17 protein-coding genes are annotated in these 15,721 nt (G+C 50.9%); 11 read left to right on the top strand and 6 right to left on the bottom strand.

From position 1 onward, the window contains the following. Window positions 1–2: 2 nt before the first annotated feature. From AB1I50_RS11210 to AB1I50_RS11180, 7 genes are read left to right on the top strand one after another with little or no spacing between them, the layout of a single operon-like run. A complete protein-coding gene (locus tag AB1I50_RS11210; protein ID WP_407724084.1) occupies window positions 3–476 on the top strand; it encodes a V-type ATP synthase subunit K in 474 nt (157 codons plus the stop codon). Window positions 477–523: 47 nt separating this feature from the next. Then, window positions 524–1,105 carry a V-type ATP synthase subunit E gene (locus AB1I50_RS11205; protein WP_407724083.1) on the top strand — a complete coding sequence of 194 codons (582 nt, stop codon included), beginning with the start codon at window positions 524–526 and terminating at the stop codon, window positions 1,103–1,105. A 10-nt stretch (window positions 1,106–1,115) separates the two neighbouring features. Next, a complete protein-coding gene (locus AB1I50_RS11200; protein WP_407724082.1) occupies window positions 1,116–2,087 on the top strand; it encodes a V0D/AC39 family V-type ATPase subunit in 972 nt (323 codons plus the stop codon). Then, on the top strand, window positions 2,080–2,403 hold the full coding sequence (locus AB1I50_RS11195) for a V-type ATP synthase subunit F (RefSeq protein ID WP_407724081.1): 324 nt from the start codon (window positions 2,080–2,082) through the stop codon (window positions 2,401–2,403). The genes AB1I50_RS11200 and AB1I50_RS11195 overlap by 8 nt, the downstream gene beginning before the upstream one ends. A 31-nt stretch (window positions 2,404–2,434) precedes the next feature. Beyond that, window positions 2,435–4,201 (top strand): V-type ATP synthase subunit A, encoded by a 1,767-nt coding sequence (locus AB1I50_RS11190; protein WP_407724080.1) that lies wholly within the window; start codon window positions 2,435–2,437, stop codon window positions 4,199–4,201. Then, window positions 4,201–5,574 (top strand): V-type ATP synthase subunit B, encoded by a 1,374-nt coding sequence (locus tag AB1I50_RS11185; RefSeq protein ID WP_407724079.1) that lies wholly within the window; start codon window positions 4,201–4,203, stop codon window positions 5,572–5,574. The genes AB1I50_RS11190 and AB1I50_RS11185 overlap by 1 nt, the downstream gene beginning before the upstream one ends. 10 nt (window positions 5,575–5,584) lie before the next feature. Then, window positions 5,585–6,238, top strand: coding sequence for a V-type ATP synthase subunit D (locus tag AB1I50_RS11180; RefSeq protein ID WP_407724078.1), 654 nt, complete (start codon window positions 5,585–5,587; stop codon window positions 6,236–6,238). Between the two features lie 69 nt (window positions 6,239–6,307). Here AB1I50_RS11180 and AB1I50_RS11175 read toward each other — a convergent pair whose 3' ends face one another. From AB1I50_RS11175 to AB1I50_RS11150, 6 genes are all read right to left on the bottom strand, one after another. Then, a complete protein-coding gene (locus AB1I50_RS11175; protein ID WP_407724077.1) occupies window positions 6,308–8,755 on the bottom strand; it encodes an ATP-dependent Clp protease ATP-binding subunit in 2,448 nt (815 codons plus the stop codon). A gap of 54 nt (window positions 8,756–8,809) precedes the next feature. Next, the gene (locus AB1I50_RS11170) at window positions 8,810–9,796 is read right to left on the bottom strand and encodes a protein arginine kinase (RefSeq protein WP_407724076.1); all 987 of its coding nucleotides are present in this window, start codon (window positions 9,794–9,796) and stop codon (window positions 8,810–8,812) included. 2 nt (window positions 9,797–9,798) lie between these two features. Then, window positions 9,799–10,299: a UvrB/UvrC motif-containing protein gene (locus tag AB1I50_RS11165; RefSeq protein ID WP_407724075.1), complete on the bottom strand. Its 501-nt coding sequence runs from the start codon at window positions 10,297–10,299 to the stop codon at window positions 9,799–9,801. A gap of 90 nt (window positions 10,300–10,389) precedes the next feature. Continuing rightward, window positions 10,390–10,842, bottom strand: a complete 453-nt coding sequence (locus AB1I50_RS11160; RefSeq protein ID WP_407724074.1) for a CtsR family transcriptional regulator — start codon at window positions 10,840–10,842, stop codon at window positions 10,390–10,392. Between the two features lie 255 nt (window positions 10,843–11,097). After that, window positions 11,098–11,379 carry a zinc-ribbon domain containing protein gene (locus AB1I50_RS11155; protein ID WP_407724073.1) on the bottom strand — a complete coding sequence of 94 codons (282 nt, stop codon included), beginning with the start codon at window positions 11,377–11,379 and terminating at the stop codon, window positions 11,098–11,100. A 68-nt stretch (window positions 11,380–11,447) separates the two neighbouring features. Further along, complete coding sequence (locus AB1I50_RS11150; RefSeq protein WP_407724072.1) at window positions 11,448–12,029, bottom strand: sigma-70 family RNA polymerase sigma factor; 582 nt, start codon at window positions 12,027–12,029, stop codon at window positions 11,448–11,450. A 222-nt stretch (window positions 12,030–12,251) separates the two neighbouring features. On the opposite strand from AB1I50_RS11150, the gene AB1I50_RS11145 reads away from it, so the two are divergent. The 4 genes from AB1I50_RS11145 (at window position 12,252) to AB1I50_RS11130 (ending at window position 15,680) form a co-directional block, all read left to right on the top strand. Further along, the gene (locus AB1I50_RS11145) at window positions 12,252–13,778 is read left to right on the top strand and encodes a YifB family Mg chelatase-like AAA ATPase (protein WP_407724071.1); all 1,527 of its coding nucleotides are present in this window, start codon (window positions 12,252–12,254) and stop codon (window positions 13,776–13,778) included. A gap of 306 nt (window positions 13,779–14,084) precedes the next feature. After that, entirely contained in the window at window positions 14,085–14,279 is a 195-nt protein-coding gene (locus AB1I50_RS11140) for a DUF1858 domain-containing protein (protein WP_407724070.1), read from the top strand. Next, window positions 14,276–14,935, top strand: coding sequence for a class I SAM-dependent methyltransferase (locus AB1I50_RS11135; RefSeq protein ID WP_407724069.1), 660 nt, complete (start codon window positions 14,276–14,278; stop codon window positions 14,933–14,935). Before AB1I50_RS11140 ends, AB1I50_RS11135 begins: the two co-directional genes overlap by 4 nt. Beyond that, window positions 14,922–15,680: a Nif3-like dinuclear metal center hexameric protein gene (locus AB1I50_RS11130; protein WP_407724068.1), complete on the top strand. Its 759-nt coding sequence runs from the start codon at window positions 14,922–14,924 to the stop codon at window positions 15,678–15,680. The genes AB1I50_RS11135 and AB1I50_RS11130 overlap by 14 nt, the downstream gene beginning before the upstream one ends. Window positions 15,681–15,721 lie beyond the last annotated feature (41 nt).

The raw sequence follows: 15,721 nt of genomic DNA, 5'->3' as shown, positions 1-15,721 counted from the left end.
TTATGAACGGAATCTTTTTAGCAATCTTAGGCGCGGCGCTCGCTACAGCGCTCGCAGGCGTTGGCTCCGCAAAGGGCGTAGGCGCAGCGGCACAGGCATCAATGGGCGTTCTGTCCGAGGACTCATCAATGTTCGGTAAAATGCTCGTACTTACACTTCTCCCCGGTACTCAGGGACTTTACGGCTTTATCGTAGGCTTCCTTATTCTCGTAAGCAGCGGCGTTTTGGGCGGCGCGGCTAACGTAACCTTTGCTCAGGGACTTGCATACGCAGGCGCTTCCCTCGCAATCGGCATCGGCGGTCTTTTCTCAGGTATCGCTCAGGGCAAGGCGGCTGTTTCGGGTATCGCAATGAGCGCCAAGGACGACAAGAACTTCTCTAAGGCAATGGTTTCCGTAACCCTCGTTGAGATTTACGCACTTCTCGCATTCATCGTTTCACTTCTCGTAGTTATCCAGATTCCCAACCTCGGCTAATCTGAAATTAATTATCTATAAAATACTACGAAAGGACGGTGACTCGCGTGAACGGCAGCGACGTCATTTTAGGCCGCATCAAATCTGACTGCGACCAAAGGGTTAACGCCATCGAGCGTGAGGCTGAGCAAAAGCGCGAAAGCGTTTTGGCTGAAGCCGAAAAGCAGGCGCAGAAGCTCGAACGCGATATTGCCGGCAAAACAAGCCGAGAGTTAAAAAGGCTTGAGGACTCGGCAAAAAGCCGCAGCGAGCTTGAACGCCGCAACGCTCTGCTCAAAAGGCGCAGAGCCGAAATTGACAAAACTATCGACAGCCTGTCGGAATATCTGACAAATCAGAACGACGGCGATTATTTTGAATCCATATACAAGCTCTGCGCTCAGCTCAAGGGCAAAAGCGGAGAGATTATGCTGAACTCCCGCGACCTTGCGCGTCTCCCCGGGGACTTTGAACAGCAGGTAAAGTCGCGCGGACTCGACGCCGCGGTATCAAAAACTCCCGTTAATATCGGCTCGGGCTTCATCTTAAAGTCGGGCGATATTGAGGAGAATATGGAATTTGCCGCAATCATCAGCGCAAGACGCGACGAGCTTGAAGACCTCATTAACCGCGAGCTGTTTGCTCAGTAAGGAGGTCAATATGGCATTATCATACGAATACTCAATAGGTTCGGTGCGCGCCAGGGAAAAGTCACTGCTTAACCGCGCTGACGTTGAACAGCTTTTGGCGAGCAAGGATATCGCTCAGCTTTGCGCGGTGCTGTCCGACAAGGGCTACGGCGACGGCAAGACCGTTGACGAGCTGATTGACAGCCACACAAAGAACGTTTGGGCTTATCTTAAAAGCACTGCGCCGGACTTTGAAATATTCAACATCTTTATTATTCAAAACGACGTTCACAACTTTAAGGTCGCGCTTAAGGGAACGCTTGCCGAGAGAAACTGGGAGAGCCTTATTCTCACACCCGGCTCGGTAGAACCTAAAACCCTTAAGGAAGCGGTTGAAAAGCGCAGGTATTCCCTGCTGCCGGAGTGGATGTCAAAGCCTGCCGAGCAGGCGTATGAAACCCTCGCCCACACGGGCGACGCGAGACTTTCGGACGCTATCATCGACAAAGCGGTGATGAAGCAGACGATTAATCTCGCAAAGGAGCTTCGCTCGGAATTTATTAAAAACTACTTTAACAACCTTGTTTTTTACAATGATATCAAAATCGCAATCCGCGCAAGCCGCACAAAGACCGGCAAGGATTACCTTGTCAAGGCGCTGTGCGAGGTTGACGGACTCAGCAGACGCAGCTTGATTGACGACACCCTTAAGGGCTATGACAAGCTGATTGAGAGCCTTTCAAAAAAGAGCGACTACGACTGCGATAAAGCGATTGAGCAATTCAAAACATCACCCTCCGCCTTTGAAAAGTTTGTTGACGACAGGCTGATTATTATGGCGAGAGAAAGCTGCAAGCGCGCAAGCGAGGGCATGGAGCCGCTTATCGGCTACTACCTCGGCACGGAAGCGGAAAAGAAGGTTATTCACATAATCGCAAGCGGAATCCGCACAGGCAGCGACAGGGAAATTATTTCGGAAAGGCTGCGTGAAATCTATGGCTAAACACATCGCCGTTGTAGGCGACAGCGAGAGCATTAAGGGCTTCGCGGCAGTCGGACTCGATATTTACCCCTGCGACGATACGCCCGACATTTCCAAGCTTATCAAAAACCTTGCCGACAGCGACCGCTACGCTGTAATCTACCTCACCGAGGAGGTTTACAATTCGGCTGAAAAGGAACGCGCCCGCTGCGCTGAAAGGCTTACCCCTGCCCTGATTCCGATTCCCGGCGTAAAGGGCAATATGCAGACCGGCAGACAAAGGCTTTCGTCCTTTGTCGAAAAGGCGGTCGGCTCGGACATCATCTTCAACAACTAATCTGTTGTTAACAAACAATGAGGTGCTTAATTTGAAAACAGGAATTATTACAAAAGTCGCGGGACCTCTGGTTATTGCCGAGGGTATGCGCGACGCCAATATGTTCGACGTTGTGCGCGTTAGCGAACAGCGTTTGATTGGCGAAATTATAGAAATGCACGGAGACAGAGCCTCAATTCAGGTTTATGAGGAGACCTCCGGACTCGGCCCCGGCGAAACCGTTGAGTCCACAGGCGCTCCCCTTTCCGTTGAGCTCGGTCCCGGACTTATCGGCGCGATTTACGACGGTATTCAGCGCCCCCTTGACGAGATTATGAAGGTTGCCGGAACAAACCTTAAGCGCGGCGTTGACGTTCCCTCGCTTAACCACAGCAAAAAGTGGTCGTTCAAGCCCGTCGCTAAGACCGGCGACAAGGTTACGGCAGGCGACGTGCTCGGTACTGTTCAGGAGACCGCCGCTGTACTCCACAAAATTCTCGTTCCCAACAAAATCAGCGGTACTGTTGCCGAGATTAAGGAAGGCGAGTTTACAGGCGACGACGTTATCGCCGTAATCGAGACCGAAAGCGGCAGGCAGGACGTTACAATGTTCACGAAGTGGCCTGTCCGCGTTGGCAGACCGTACAAGCAGAAGCTCTCTCCTGACATTCTGCTGACCACAGGTCAAAGACCTATCGACACCCTCTTCCCCCTCGCAAAGGGCGGCGTAGCGGCTGTTCCCGGCCCGTTCGGTTCGGGTAAAACCGTTGTACAGCACCAGCTTGCGAAGTGGGCAGCCGCCGACATCATCGTTTACATCGGCTGCGGCGAGCGCGGTAACGAGATGACCGACGTTCTTAACGAATTCCCCGAGCTGAAGGATCCGCGCACAGGCAACTCGCTGATGGAGAGGACCGTGCTTATCGCGAACACCTCGGATATGCCTGTTGCGGCTCGTGAGGCTTCAATTTACACAGGTATCACAATCGCAGAGTACTTCCGCGATATGGGCTACACCGTTGCTCTTATGGCTGACTCCACATCACGTTGGGCTGAGGCTCTGCGTGAAATGTCAGGCCGTCTTGAGGAAATGCCCGGTGAGGAAGGCTATCCTGCATACTTGGGCAGCCGTCTTGCCCAGTTCTACGAGAGAGCAGGTAGAGTTCTCGTAAACGGAACCGACGACGTTGAAGGCGCTTTGTCTGTAATCGGCGCCGTATCACCTCCGGGCGGTGATATCTCCGAGCCCGTATCTCAGGCTACGCTGAGAATTGTTAAGGTATTCTGGGGACTTGACGCAAACCTTGCGTACAAGCGCCACTTCCCTGCCATCAACTGGCTCACCTCCTACTCGCTGTACACCGACCAGCTTTCAAAGTGGTTCTCGGAAAACGCCGCTCCCGACTTTATGGAGCTTAGGGGCAGACTTATGGCTCTGCTCCAGGACGAAAGCGAGCTGCAGGAGATTGTAAACCTCGTAGGTATGGACGCGCTGAGCGCTCCCGACAGATTAAAGCTTGAATCCGCACGCTCAATCCGCGAGGACTACCTGCACCAGAACGCCTTTGACCCGACAGATACTTACACCTCGCTTCCCAAGCAGGTGCTTATGATGCGCGCGATTTTGAGCTACTACGACAAGGCTCTGGAGGCTCTTAAGTCAGGCGCGAATATTGAAATGCTCGTAAACATCCCCGTGCGCGAGAGAATCGGCAGATTTAAATACGAGCCCGAGGATAAGATTGAGGCTGAGTTTGAGAGCATCAACGCTCAGCTCGACAGCGAAATTAAAGATGTACTGAAAAGGAGTGACGACTGATGCCAAAGGAATACCGCACTATAAGAGAGGTCGCCGGTCCTCTGATGATGATCAGCGACGTCGATGACGTTAAGTACGACGAGCTCGGAGAAATCGAGCTTCCGAACGGCGAAACACGCCGCTGCAAGGTGCTTGAGGTTGACGGCAGCAACGCTCTTGTTCAGCTTTTTGAATCCGCCGCAGGCATTAACCTGGCGGACAGCAAGGTTAGATTTTTGGGACGTTCAATGGAGCTTCCCGTTTCTCCCGATATGCTCTCGCGAGTTTTCGACGGTCTGGGCAACCCGATTGACGGCGGTCCGGCGCTGATTCCCGAAAAGCGCCTTGACGTTAACGGAACACCGATGAACCCCGCCGCGCGTAACTATCCGCAGGAGTTTATTCAGACAGGTATCTCGGCTATCGACGGACTTAACACCCTCGTAAGAGGTCAGAAGCTTCCTATCTTCTCCGCCTCAGGTCTGCCCCACGCCCAGCTTGCCGCTCAGATTGCGCGTCAGGCAACGGTTCGCGGCAAGGACGAGCAGTTCGCCGTTGTATTTGCCGCAATGGGTATCACCTTTGAGGAGTCCGACTACTTTATTCAATCGTTTAAGGAAACAGGCGCGATTGACAGAACCGTAATGTTCGTTAACCTCGCCAACGACCCGGCGATTGAGCGTATCGCAACTCCTAAAATGGCGCTTACAGCCGCCGAGTACCTCGCTTTTGACCTCGGAATGCACGTGCTCGTTATTATGACGGATATCACAAACTACGCCGACGCATTGCGTGAGGTTTCCGCCGCGCGTAAGGAAGTTCCCGGCAGACGCGGATATCCCGGATATATGTACACCGACCTCGCTACTCTGTACGAGAGAGCCGGAAGGCTCAGGGGCAAGGACGGCTCAATCACCCTTATTCCTATCCTCACCATGCCCGAGGACGACAAAACCCACCCCATCCCCGACCTTACAGGCTACATCACCGAGGGACAGATTATTCTTTCGCGTGAGCTGTACCGCAAGGGCGTAACGCCGCCGATTGACGTACTGCCTTCGCTGTCGCGTCTTAAGGACAAGGGTATCGGCCCCGGCAGAACCAGAAAAGACCACGCGGCTACTATGAACCAGCTCTTTGCGGCATACGCAAGAGGTAAGGACGCGCGTGAGCTCATGGTAATTTTGGGTGAAGCGGCTCTTACCGATATGGATAAGAAGTACGCCGAATTTGCCGAGGCGTTTGAGAAGGAATATGTTTCTCAGGGTTACGACACCAACCGTTCAATCGAGGAAACCCTCGACATCGGCTGGAAGCTGCTCGAGATTCTGCCGCGAAGCGAGCTGAAACGTATTAAGGACGATATGCTCGACGAGTTCTACGGACGCTCATAAGAGGTAGACTATGGCAGTAATGAATGTAAACCCGACCCGTATGCAGCTGAGCAAGCTCAAAAAGCAGCTCACAACGGCGATACGCGGTCATAAAATGTTAAAGGACAAGCGCGATGAGCTTATGAGGCAGTTCCTTGACCTTGTGCGCGAGACCAAGGACTTGCGCGAAAAGGTTGAGCGCGAGCTTGAAAGCTGTAATCATCACTTTGTCAACGCTTCCGCGGTTATGAGCAAGCAGAGCCTTGACGGCTCGCTCCTCTCGCCCAAGCAGCAGATAAATGTTGATGTTTCGAGCAAAAACGTAATGAGCGTTGAGATTCCGCAGTTTGAGACCTCCACGAGAACCTCCGACAGCGCGGACATCTTCCCCTACGGCTTCGCCTTTACGTCGTTCGAGCTTGACGACGCGGTTATGAGCCTTGACAGCCTGCTCCCCGACCTGATTAAGCTTGCGCAGTACGAGAAAAGCTGCGAGCTTATGAGCGCCGAAATCGAAAAGACAAGGCGCAGGGTCAACTCGCTGGAGCACGTTATGATTCCGAGGTATCAGGAGACGATTAAGTACATCTCTATGAAGCTCGAGGAAAACGACCGTTCAAGCCGCACAAGGCTGATGAAGGTTAAGGATATGCTGCTCGACAAAGCGCACGGATATTCCAATTAAATAATTATTAACAGTAAAAGCCTGTTCGCAAGCATTGCGCTTGGAACAGGCTTTTTGTTATAGCTTAAATTACTCTTTGCTGAACACAAACTCGCCGTCCTTGTAATCGCAGACAACCGATGTGCCCTTTTCGATTTTGCCTTCGAGGATTTCCTCGCTGAGCTTATCCTCAATCTCGCTCTGAATAGCGCGGCGGAGAGGTCTTGCGCCGTAGGTGTCGTCAAAGCCCTTGTCGGCAATCGCGGATACAGCGTCATCTGTAAAGCTGATTTTTATCTCGATGTTTTCGAGCCTCTTTGCGAGGGTGTCGAGCATTTTTGAAGCAATCTGCTTAATCTCGTCCTTATTAAGCTTGTTGAACACGATGATGTCGTCAACGCGGTTCAAAAACTCCGGACGGAAAACGTTTTTCAGCTCACCGAGCACAAGGCTCTTAACGTCCTTTGCGTCTGTGCTTTCGTCGCCGTCCTTAAAGCCGAGCGACTTTTGCTTATCGGTAATCAGCCTTGCGCCGACGTTCGAGGTCATAATGATGACGGTGTTCTTAAAATCAACCGTCCTGCCCTGGGAATCGGTCAGTCTGCCGTCCTCGAGGATTTGCAGGAGCATATTGAACACGTCGGGGTGAGCCTTTTCAATCTCATCAAAGAGAACTACCGAGTATGGCTTTCTGCGCACCTTTTCGGTGAGCTGGCCGCCCTCGTCAAAGCCGACATATCCCGGAGGTGAGCCGATGAGCTTGGACACCGTGTGCTTCTCCATATACTCGGACATATCAAGGCGGAGCATTGCGTTTTCGTCACCGAACATCGCCTGAGCCAATGCCTTGCAAAGCTCGGTTTTACCTACGCCTGTCGGTCCGAGGAAGATGAACGAGCCTACCGGACGCTTCGGGTCTTTAAGACCAACCCTGCCGCGGCGGATTGCCCTCGCGATTGAGCTTACAGCCTCATCCTGACCGATTACGCGCTCATGGAGAACCTGCTCCATATTGAGCAGACGTTCGCTCTCCTCCTTTGTAAGCTGGACAACGGGAATACCCGTCCAGTCGGAGACAATCTTTGCGATAACCTCGGCGTCAACGCTGCCGCAGTTTTCCTTTTGGCTCTGCTGCCAGTTTTTCTTGGCTTCCTCGAGCTTTTCTTTAAGGGCGTTTTGCTCGTCGCGGAGCTTTGCCGCACGCTCAAAGTCCTGCTCGTCAATCGCACTCGCCTTCTCCTTTTCGTAGTCCTCAATCTGAGCTTCAAGCTCCTTTACGTTGTCGGGAGAAGTGAGCGATTTAAGCCTGATTTTTGACGCGCCCTCGTCGATAAGGTCAATCGCCTTGTCGGGAAGATACCTGTCCGCGATATACCTTGAAGAAAGGTTTACGGCGGCTTCAATCGCCTCGTCGGTGATTTTTACCTTGTGGTGGGCTTCGTAGCGGTCGCGCAGACCTTTGAGAATTTCAATCGCCTGCTCAGTAGTAGGCTCGCCTACCTTAACAGGCTGGAAGCGCCTTTCGAGCGCGGCGTCCTTTTCAATGTACTTGCGGTACTCGTTGAGGGTAGTCGCGCCGATTACCTGAAAATCTCCCCTCGCCAATGACGGCTTAAGGATGTTCGCCGCGTCGGCGCTGCCCTCTGCCGAGCCTGCGCCGATGATTGTGTGAAGCTCATCGATGAAAAGTATAATATTCTTGCTGTTTTTAACCTCGTCAATCGCCGCCTTTATTCTCTCCTCAAAGTCGCCGCGGTACTTCGCGCCTGCCACCATTCCGGTGAGGTCGAGCGCTACTACGCGCTTGTCGCGGAGGATTTCGGGCACTGTGCCGTTTGAGATTTCAAGCGCCAAGCCCTCGGCTACGGCAGTCTTGCCGACGCCGGGCTCTCCGATAAGAACGGGGTTGTTTTTTGTACGGCGGGACAGGATTTGGATTACCCTTTCAATCTCCTTTTCCCTGCCGATTACGGGGTCAATCTCGCCGTTTTTTGCGGCTTTTGTAAGGTCTCTGCCGAATTTATCGAGCGCTGAGCCCTCCTTGCCGTCCTGAGAATTCGCAAAGCCCTCATTCATTCCGTCGGAATATCCGTCGCCGCCCTGCGACATACTGCCCTGAACAGCCTCGGCAAGCATTGTCGGACTTGCGCCGAGCTCGCGCAGGAAGCTCACGGCGTAGCTGTCACCGTCCGAGATTAACGCGAGAAGCAGGTGCTCTGTTCCCACATAGCTCTGTCCCATCTTGGCGGAGATGTACGCCGCCGTCTGTAAAACTCTTTTTGTTCTGGGGGTGAACGCATCGGCGGAAAGCCTTGTCTGCGCTCCCGTACCGCTTGTCGCGGCAATCTTGCTCTGGATAGACTGAGCGCTGATTCCGCACTGTTCAAGAGCCGCCGCGGCTACGCCGCTGCCCTCTGCGGCAAGTCCGTACAGCACGTGCTCCGTGCCGACGTACCTGTGACCCATATTCTGAGCCGCCTCAACCGCTAAGTTGAGCGCTCTGTTTGCTTTTTGTGTAAAGCCCTTGAATTCAAACATAAAATCAACTCTCCTTTACTGTGTTAATTTCAAAACTCCATAAAATCATTTTATCTAAATTTTAGATTTAATCAGCTTTGCCCTTTCAATATCCCTTTCGTGGGCTGAAAGCTGTTTGCCTGCCGTCACCGACAGGGTTGCAGGCTCGATTTCAGTCATCAAGCTGTCGATAACGTCCGTGCTGACGTCGGTAATCTGACCTGACATAACTCCCATTCTCACGTTCGAGAGCAGCTTAAGCGCCTCGTCGTGGGAGATTACAAGCGTGGTTCTGAGGATTCCGAGGCTCCTCGCGACGGTGTCCTGAACGTCTATGCTCGCGCAAAGGCGCTCTCTCGCCTGCTCCTCCTGAGAAGCGAGCTGTAACGCGATATTCTTAAGGTTTTCAATCGCCGCCTTTTCGGAAATTCCCAAAGTTACCTGATTAGAAAGCTGATACAATGCGCCCTTCGGCTCAGTTCCCTCGCCGTGAGCTCCGCGGATTGTCAGTCCTAATTTTGACAGACTGCCTGCGATCCTGCTGATTGCCCTGCTTCTTTCGAGCGCAGGAAGGTGGAGCATTACCGAGGCTCTCATTCCCGTGCCGAGGTTTGTCGGGCACTGGGTTAGATAGCCGAGCTTTTCGTCAAAGGCGAACTCCAAGTTTTCGTCGAGCAGGGTATCGAGCTTGTCGGCGGTGTCAAAGGCTTCCTCAAGCGCCAAGCCCTTTTTGATGACCTGCAGGCGGATGTGGTCCTCCTCGTTAATCATAATGCTCAGGCTGTTGTCCTTGCTCAAAAGCAAAGCGCGTCCGTTTGTATCGCTGATGAATTCGGGGCTTACAAGCCTTTTTTCAACGAGCGATACGCTCTGCGTAGGTGACAACTCACCGAGCTTGATATAATCAAAATCGTTTTGCAGAGCGCTGTTTGACTGCATAATCGCGGTGCGAACGAGCTCGCTCACCTTGTTTCTGCCCTGAATACTCAGCTTGCAGGGGAACGGATAATCCTTAAGATTTCGCGCGAGCCTTACTCTGGTTGAAATTATAATTCCGCTCATAATTACGCCTCCATTCCCTTAATTTGGTCGCGAAGCTCCGCGGCACGTTCGAAGTTTTGCTCCGAAACCGCCTTGTCGAGCTCCGATTTTAGCTGACTTATTTTATCCTCTTTTGTAGGCTCGGGCTTTTGAGCCTGCGCCTTTGCGGATTTGCTGTTTTTTCCGCAGTGGGTTGTGTTTCCGTGGATTCTCCTGATTGACGGGTAGAGCCTGTCGGCAAAAAGCTCGTAGCACTTTGCGCAGCCTACCTGACCTGATTTTGCGATTTCGGCGTAGGTGCTGCCGCAGAACTCACAGCGCGTTGCCTGGGTTCTCGCAGGTAAGACGTTGCCGAAAAAGCTGCCTAAAAATCCCGAAAACTCGTTTTCAAAATCCGAAAATACATTTGTGTAGCCCATCTTCTGAGCGCAGTCCGAGCAAAGGTCGTACTCCTTAAACTCGCCGTTTACAATAGTTTTTACATGTGTGTTGGCGTTATCCGCGCCGCATTTTTGACATTTCATAAAACTTCCTCCTAAAACCAAAATTTCATTTTGCAGGGGCGGTCATTGACCGCCCGCGGGCGAGCACTGCTCGCCCCTACAGCATAATGTTTACGTATTCGTCGCCAGCAGCATATTCTTGAACAAATCAGCCCTTAGAATGTCGCGGTTTTCCTGCTCGACAGACCTCAATGAGCTGTCTGACAGCGCCGCGGCTATCACCTTGGCGATATCCATCTCAAGCACGTGAGCCGAGAGCATATTATTGAGCATAGCCTCAGCCGTCGCCTTGTCAAGGCTTTTGCCTACGGAATTGACGATGTGCATTACCATAGTGCCCCTGTCCATTTTTACGCGGCTTATTCTGATGTAGCCTCCGCCTCCGCGGCGGCTCTCGACAATATATCCCTGCTCCGGTGTGAAGCGTGACGTGATAACATAATTAATCTGGCTGGGAACGCATCCCAAGTCGCCTGCCAGCTCGTTGCGCTTAATTTCCGCGCTTCCGTTTTGCTCGTCCAACATTTCAAGAATGTACTGAGCTACCAAGTCGCTCATCCTCATTTCCAAAACCTCTTTTCTTTGAGCTTGATTATATTATAGCGGCAAGGTCAGAGAAAGTCAAAGTCAGAAAAAGTCAGATTTTTCTGCATTATCTCTTGAATTCTCGCAAATCCTCGCTTATTCTCCCGAATACTGATTTTTAAAAGTTTTTTGACTTTTTTTGACCTTAGCAAAAAAGGTCAAAAGAATAGCGGCAGGCTCTCGCCTGCCGCTTACAGTAGCTAATTAAAAAATTAATTATAATGTAAAAATTAATTACTCAGCATCTGTCTTTCTTTTTGCAAAACATTCGCTGCAGTAATAGCTTTTGCCTTCCATCGGCTTAAACGGAATTCTCGCAGGACCACCGCACTCTGCACAGGTGGTATCAAAAAACTCGCGTCCTGCTTTAGCGGCGTTCTTGCGTGCCTGTCTGCAATCCTTGCAGCGCTGGGGCTCATTTTCAAAGCCCTTTTCGGCATAGAACTCCTGCTCACCGGCAGTAAAAACAAATTCATTTCCGCATTCTTTGCAAATTAATGTCTTGTCCTCAAACATTGCGCATTACCTCTTTTCGGTTATAATTTGCCCGTTTGCGGATCGCTCCGCTTAATGCTCAGCAAAAACTAACGCAGCTTTTGAATCTTTCTCCTCGCTCTTTGCAGGGAATTGTCAACTGACTTTTCGGAAATTCCCAGCCTTTGGGCGATAGCACTGTAACTCAGACCATCGGTATAGAGCATCAATACCTCAAGTTCCTTATTGCTCAGAATCCCCCTAAGCTTTTGCATCAAAAGATCGATCTGCTCCTTGAGCATTATCTGTTCCTCGGGCGAACGGGACAGATCAACAACTTCGCTGTCAAGCGTGTCAAGCTCAACTATTGCCGACAGAGGTACGCTTTTTTTTGCGTTTTGCCTGCGTATAATGGAGATAAACCTTCGCTCAGCCACCAGCGAAACGTAGCTCTTAAAACTCATACCCCCGTCGGGATTATAAGTTTTTGCTGCGTACAGAAGGCCCATCAACCCCTCCTGAACAAAGTCGTTTTGCTCGTAGCCTTGTGCCGAATACTTGCGCGCAATAGAGGTTATTATGCCGAGATACCGCAAAACAAGCTCGTTAAACGCCGCTTCGTCACCGTTTTTTGACAGCACTGCGAGAGCATCGTCGGAAAAAGTGCCGAAAGAGTATTTTGCAAAGTTCACTTTTTCACCTCATAACACTTATGCTCTACAACAATATAATACAATATTTTATCAGCTGTGTCAATGTGCATTTCACATTTTTGTATATGTGCAACATAAAAATCAAAAAATTTATGCAAATTACACATAGTTTTTGGCAGTTTTTGTAATTTTTATATTGTAAAATATTGCATTATGTGTTATTATAAGTGTATAGTTAAAAATGCCCATAAGGAGGACGGTATGGTCTTTAGATGTTTAAGCTTCGGAATAGACGGAATTGACGGTTTTAAGGTTGAGGTTGAGGCTTCTTCTACGATGGGTTTGCCGCAGATTGACATTGTCGGACTTCCCGACGCGGCGGTTAAGGAGAGCAAGAACAGAGTTCGAAGCGCTCTGAAAAACAGCGGAATTACCCTGCCGTCAAGCCACATCACCGTAAACCTCGCCCCTGCCGATATCAAGAAGGAAGGCTCGCATTACGACCTGCCCTTGGCGGTTGTGCTGATGCAGTTAAGCGGTAATCTCAAAAAGAATATTTCAGAGCAAGCATTCATCGGAGAGCTGTCGCTAAGCGGAAAAATCCGCAGGGTAAACGGCGTTTTGCCGATGGTGATCAAGGCGCGCGAGCTCGGCGTTAAAAAGATTTTTGTGCCTGTTGAAAATTCGGGCGAGGCGGCTGTGGTAGACGGAATTGACGTTTACTGCGCGAAGAACCTGATTGAGCTTATGAACATTCTCAACGAGGACAAAGTTGCCGAAAAGCAGACTTCAAACAGCGTTAAAGCCGAACACGGAAAGGAGCTTATGCCTGATTTTTGTCAGGTAAAAGGTCAGTATGAAGCAAAGCGCGCGCTTGAAATTGCCGCGGCAGGCGGTCACAACGTTCTGCTTATCGGCCCTCCCGGCTCGGGCAAAAGTATGCTTGCAAAGCGCATGCCGTCGATTTTGCCGGATATGACGTTTGCCGAGATGATTGAGGTGACAAAGGTGCACTCGATTGCAGGCAGGCTGAAAAGCGACGGGCTTGTAAAAAACAGACCGTTTTCTTCACCTCACCACAGCGTAACGCCGGTCGGCTTGGGCGGCGGCGGTTCGGGCACGATTAAGCCCGGCGAGGTGTCGCTCGCGCATCACGGCGTGCTGTTTTTGGACGAGCTTCCCGAATTTTCAAGACAGGCGCTTGAGGTGCTCAGACAGCCGATTGAGGACGGAAAAATCACGATTTCGCGCTCGGGACAGACAAAGTCCTTCCCCTGCTCGATTATGGTTATCGCCGCGATGAACCCGTGTCCGTGCGGATATTACGGCGACGGCACGAGCCGCTGCACCTGCTCGGAAAATAAAATTAAGCGCTACTTAAACCGCGTGTCCGGCCCTCTGCTCGACAGGTTTGACATCCAGATAGAGGTTCCTGCAGTGAAGTTTAAGGAGCTCAGGGACAACGCCGACTGCGAGATGTCGGAGGATATTAAAAAGCGTGTTGAAGCGGCGAGGGAAATTCAGCGGAAGCGTTACAGCGGAACGAATACTCCCGGCAACGCGAAGGTCACCGAGGAGCAGTTTGAAAAGTACTGCGTAATCGACAAGGAAGCCGAGCAAACGCTTAAAACCGCGTTTGAAACCCTCGGCTTTACCGCGAGAGCGTACAACCGCGTGCTGAAGGTCGCGCGTACCATCGCGGATTTGGACGGCGAGGAAATCATCAATTCAAGCCACGTTCTGGAAGCGATTCAGTACAGAAGCTTGGATAAAAAATATTGGAAATAAAACTTTTATACTAATATCCAATAAAACCCTTTAACATCTGTCGCGGTAAATTCCGCATAACTGCGTTGTTGTCCTTGCAAGGCGTCAGCCTTGCGGCGTCCTCCGCCTTGTTCTGCAAAATTTTCCGCTGACATCTGTTTTAAAGCGTTTTAATGGAAATTAGTATTACAGGGACGGTTCATTACGGGCTGTCCCTGCTGTTTTTTGCCCTGAATAATCCAACTCAAATAAAGGTTTACAAATACTAAATATAATGGTATAATATTGGGTAGACCACAAAATGTGGTTATTTTTGGAGGTGTTGTTATGGAAATAACAAAAAATTCTATCATCGGTGACGTGCTTGATCAGCACCCCGAGACAGCTCAGATTTTTTTGAGCATCGGTATGCACTGCCTCGGCTGCCCCGCTTCAAGAGGCGAGACAATTGAGGAAGCCTGCATGGTTCACGGCGCAGACGCCGACGCGCTTGTTGAGGCAGTTAACGCGGCTGTTAAATGATAACCCTTGACAGCCGGCTGAGCCTGTGCGCGTCATTTGTGCGGCAGGACAGCAAGCTTGCGGACATAGGCACAGACCACGCATATTTGCCTGTGTGGCTGTGCCAAAACGGCGTCTGCAAAAGCGCCGTAGCCGCCGACATTAACCCCGAACCGCTCAGCCGCGGACAGCTTACTATTGCTCAGGCAGGGCTTGAGGATAAGGTAAAAACCAGACTGAGCGACGGTCTTAAAAGCATTTCGGCGGACGAAGCCGACGACATTGTTATCGCGGGTATGGGCGGCGAGCTCATCGCGAAAATCATACTTGAATGCGAATATTCGCGCGATAAAGACAAGCGCTTTATTTTGCAGCCGATGACCAAAAGCGAGCTGTTGATTGAAAGGCTCTGCCAAAACGGTTTTGAAATTTTAAGTCAGGACTGCTGTGTGGCTTCAAACAAATGCTACACCGTCCTGCTGGTACAATACAGCGGTGAAAAGCGCGCCTACAGCGAGGTATATCCCTACATTTGCGAGCTTAAGCCGAAGGAAAACGAAACGCATCTTCGATTTATAAAAGCCCACATTGAGAGGCTTTTAAAAAAGGCTAACGGAGACGCGGGCTTTGCTGTGCTCGCGGAAAAATTAAAGGAGAGTATTTATGGCGACTGTTAATGATATTCTTGAATTTTTTGAGGAGTTCGCTCCCGTAAGCACCGCAATGGAATTTGACAACGTGGGACTGCTCGTCGGAGACAAAAACCGGTTTGTCCGCCGGGCGCTTGTATCTCTCGACATCACTCCGGAGGTGGTTTACGAGGCGGAAAAGCTCGAATGTGAGCTCATCATCAGCCACCATCCTGTTATTTTTCAGCCGCTGAAAAGGCTTGAAGCAGGCTCTGCCCCCTACCTTTTGGCAAAGAAGGGAATTTCCGCGATATGTATGCACACCAACCTCGATTTGTCCGAGAGCTTCGGCGTGAACCTCTGCCTTGCCTCAGCCGTAGGAATTAAAAACGTGCAAAGGTCTGACAAGGGAGAGTGTCTTTTTGTGGGCGAGCTTGAAAGGGAGATGAACTCCGACGAGCTTGCCGAGCAGGTAAAGTTCGCTCTCGACTGCAAGGGGCTGCGCTACACCACCGCAAACAACAGAATCAAAAAGGTCGCGGTTTGCTCGGGCTCGGGCGGAAGCGAGATTTTCGCCGCTTATGAGGAAGGCTGCGCCGCCCTTGTGACAGGCGAAATTAAGCACCACGAGATAAACACCGCCAACGACCTCGGCGTTACCGTGATTGACGCAGGTCACTTCAAAAGTGAAAATGTTGTAATTATGCCGCTTGTCAATAAGCTCGGCAAGCGTTTTAGTGATATTATTTTTACAAAATCGAAAAATTACGACGATAATATTAAATTTTGTTAATCAAATGACGATTTTTCTCGCTAATTTATTGCATAATCGGT

The organism is Ruminococcus sp. NATIVEDY161 (assembly GCF_045819895.1).
In the GTDB taxonomy this organism is placed as follows: domain Bacteria; phylum Bacillota; class Clostridia; order Oscillospirales; family Acutalibacteraceae; genus Ruminococcoides.
Note: the sequence above shows the minus strand (reverse complement) of the source record. Positions and strands in the feature narration are given on the sequence as shown.

What these genes read in the sequence shown, in the direction of transcription:
- AB1I50_RS11210 (WP_407724084.1), top strand. Translation starts at nt 3, where the DNA reads ATGAACGGAATCTTTTTAGCAATCTTAGGCGCGGCGCTCGCTACAGCG.
- AB1I50_RS11200 (WP_407724082.1), top strand. Translation starts at nt 1,116, where the DNA reads ATGGCATTATCATACGAATACTCAATAGGTTCGGTGCGCGCCAGGGAA.
- AB1I50_RS11195 (WP_407724081.1), top strand. Translation starts at nt 2,080, where the DNA reads ATGGCTAAACACATCGCCGTTGTAGGCGACAGCGAGAGCATTAAGGGC.
- AB1I50_RS11185 (WP_407724079.1), top strand. Translation starts at nt 4,201, where the DNA reads ATGCCAAAGGAATACCGCACTATAAGAGAGGTCGCCGGTCCTCTGATG.
- AB1I50_RS11180 (WP_407724078.1), top strand. Translation starts at nt 5,585, where the DNA reads ATGGCAGTAATGAATGTAAACCCGACCCGTATGCAGCTGAGCAAGCTC.
- AB1I50_RS11175 (WP_407724077.1), bottom strand. Translation starts at nt 8,755, where the DNA reads ATGTTTGAATTCAAGGGCTTTACACAAAAAGCAAACAGAGCGCTCAAC.
- AB1I50_RS11170 (WP_407724076.1), bottom strand. Translation starts at nt 9,796, where the DNA reads ATGAGCGGAATTATAATTTCAACCAGAGTAAGGCTCGCGCGAAATCTT.
- AB1I50_RS11165 (WP_407724075.1), bottom strand. Translation starts at nt 10,299, where the DNA reads ATGAAATGTCAAAAATGCGGCGCGGATAACGCCAACACACATGTAAAA.
- AB1I50_RS11160 (WP_407724074.1), bottom strand. Translation starts at nt 10,842, where the DNA reads ATGAGGATGAGCGACTTGGTAGCTCAGTACATTCTTGAAATGTTGGAC.
- AB1I50_RS11155 (WP_407724073.1), bottom strand. Translation starts at nt 11,379, where the DNA reads ATGTTTGAGGACAAGACATTAATTTGCAAAGAATGCGGAAATGAATTT.
- AB1I50_RS11145 (WP_407724071.1), top strand. Translation starts at nt 12,252, where the DNA reads ATGGTCTTTAGATGTTTAAGCTTCGGAATAGACGGAATTGACGGTTTT.
- AB1I50_RS11140 (WP_407724070.1), top strand. Translation starts at nt 14,085, where the DNA reads ATGGAAATAACAAAAAATTCTATCATCGGTGACGTGCTTGATCAGCAC.
- AB1I50_RS11135 (WP_407724069.1), top strand. Translation starts at nt 14,276, where the DNA reads ATGATAACCCTTGACAGCCGGCTGAGCCTGTGCGCGTCATTTGTGCGG.
- AB1I50_RS11130 (WP_407724068.1), top strand. Translation starts at nt 14,922, where the DNA reads ATGGCGACTGTTAATGATATTCTTGAATTTTTTGAGGAGTTCGCTCCC.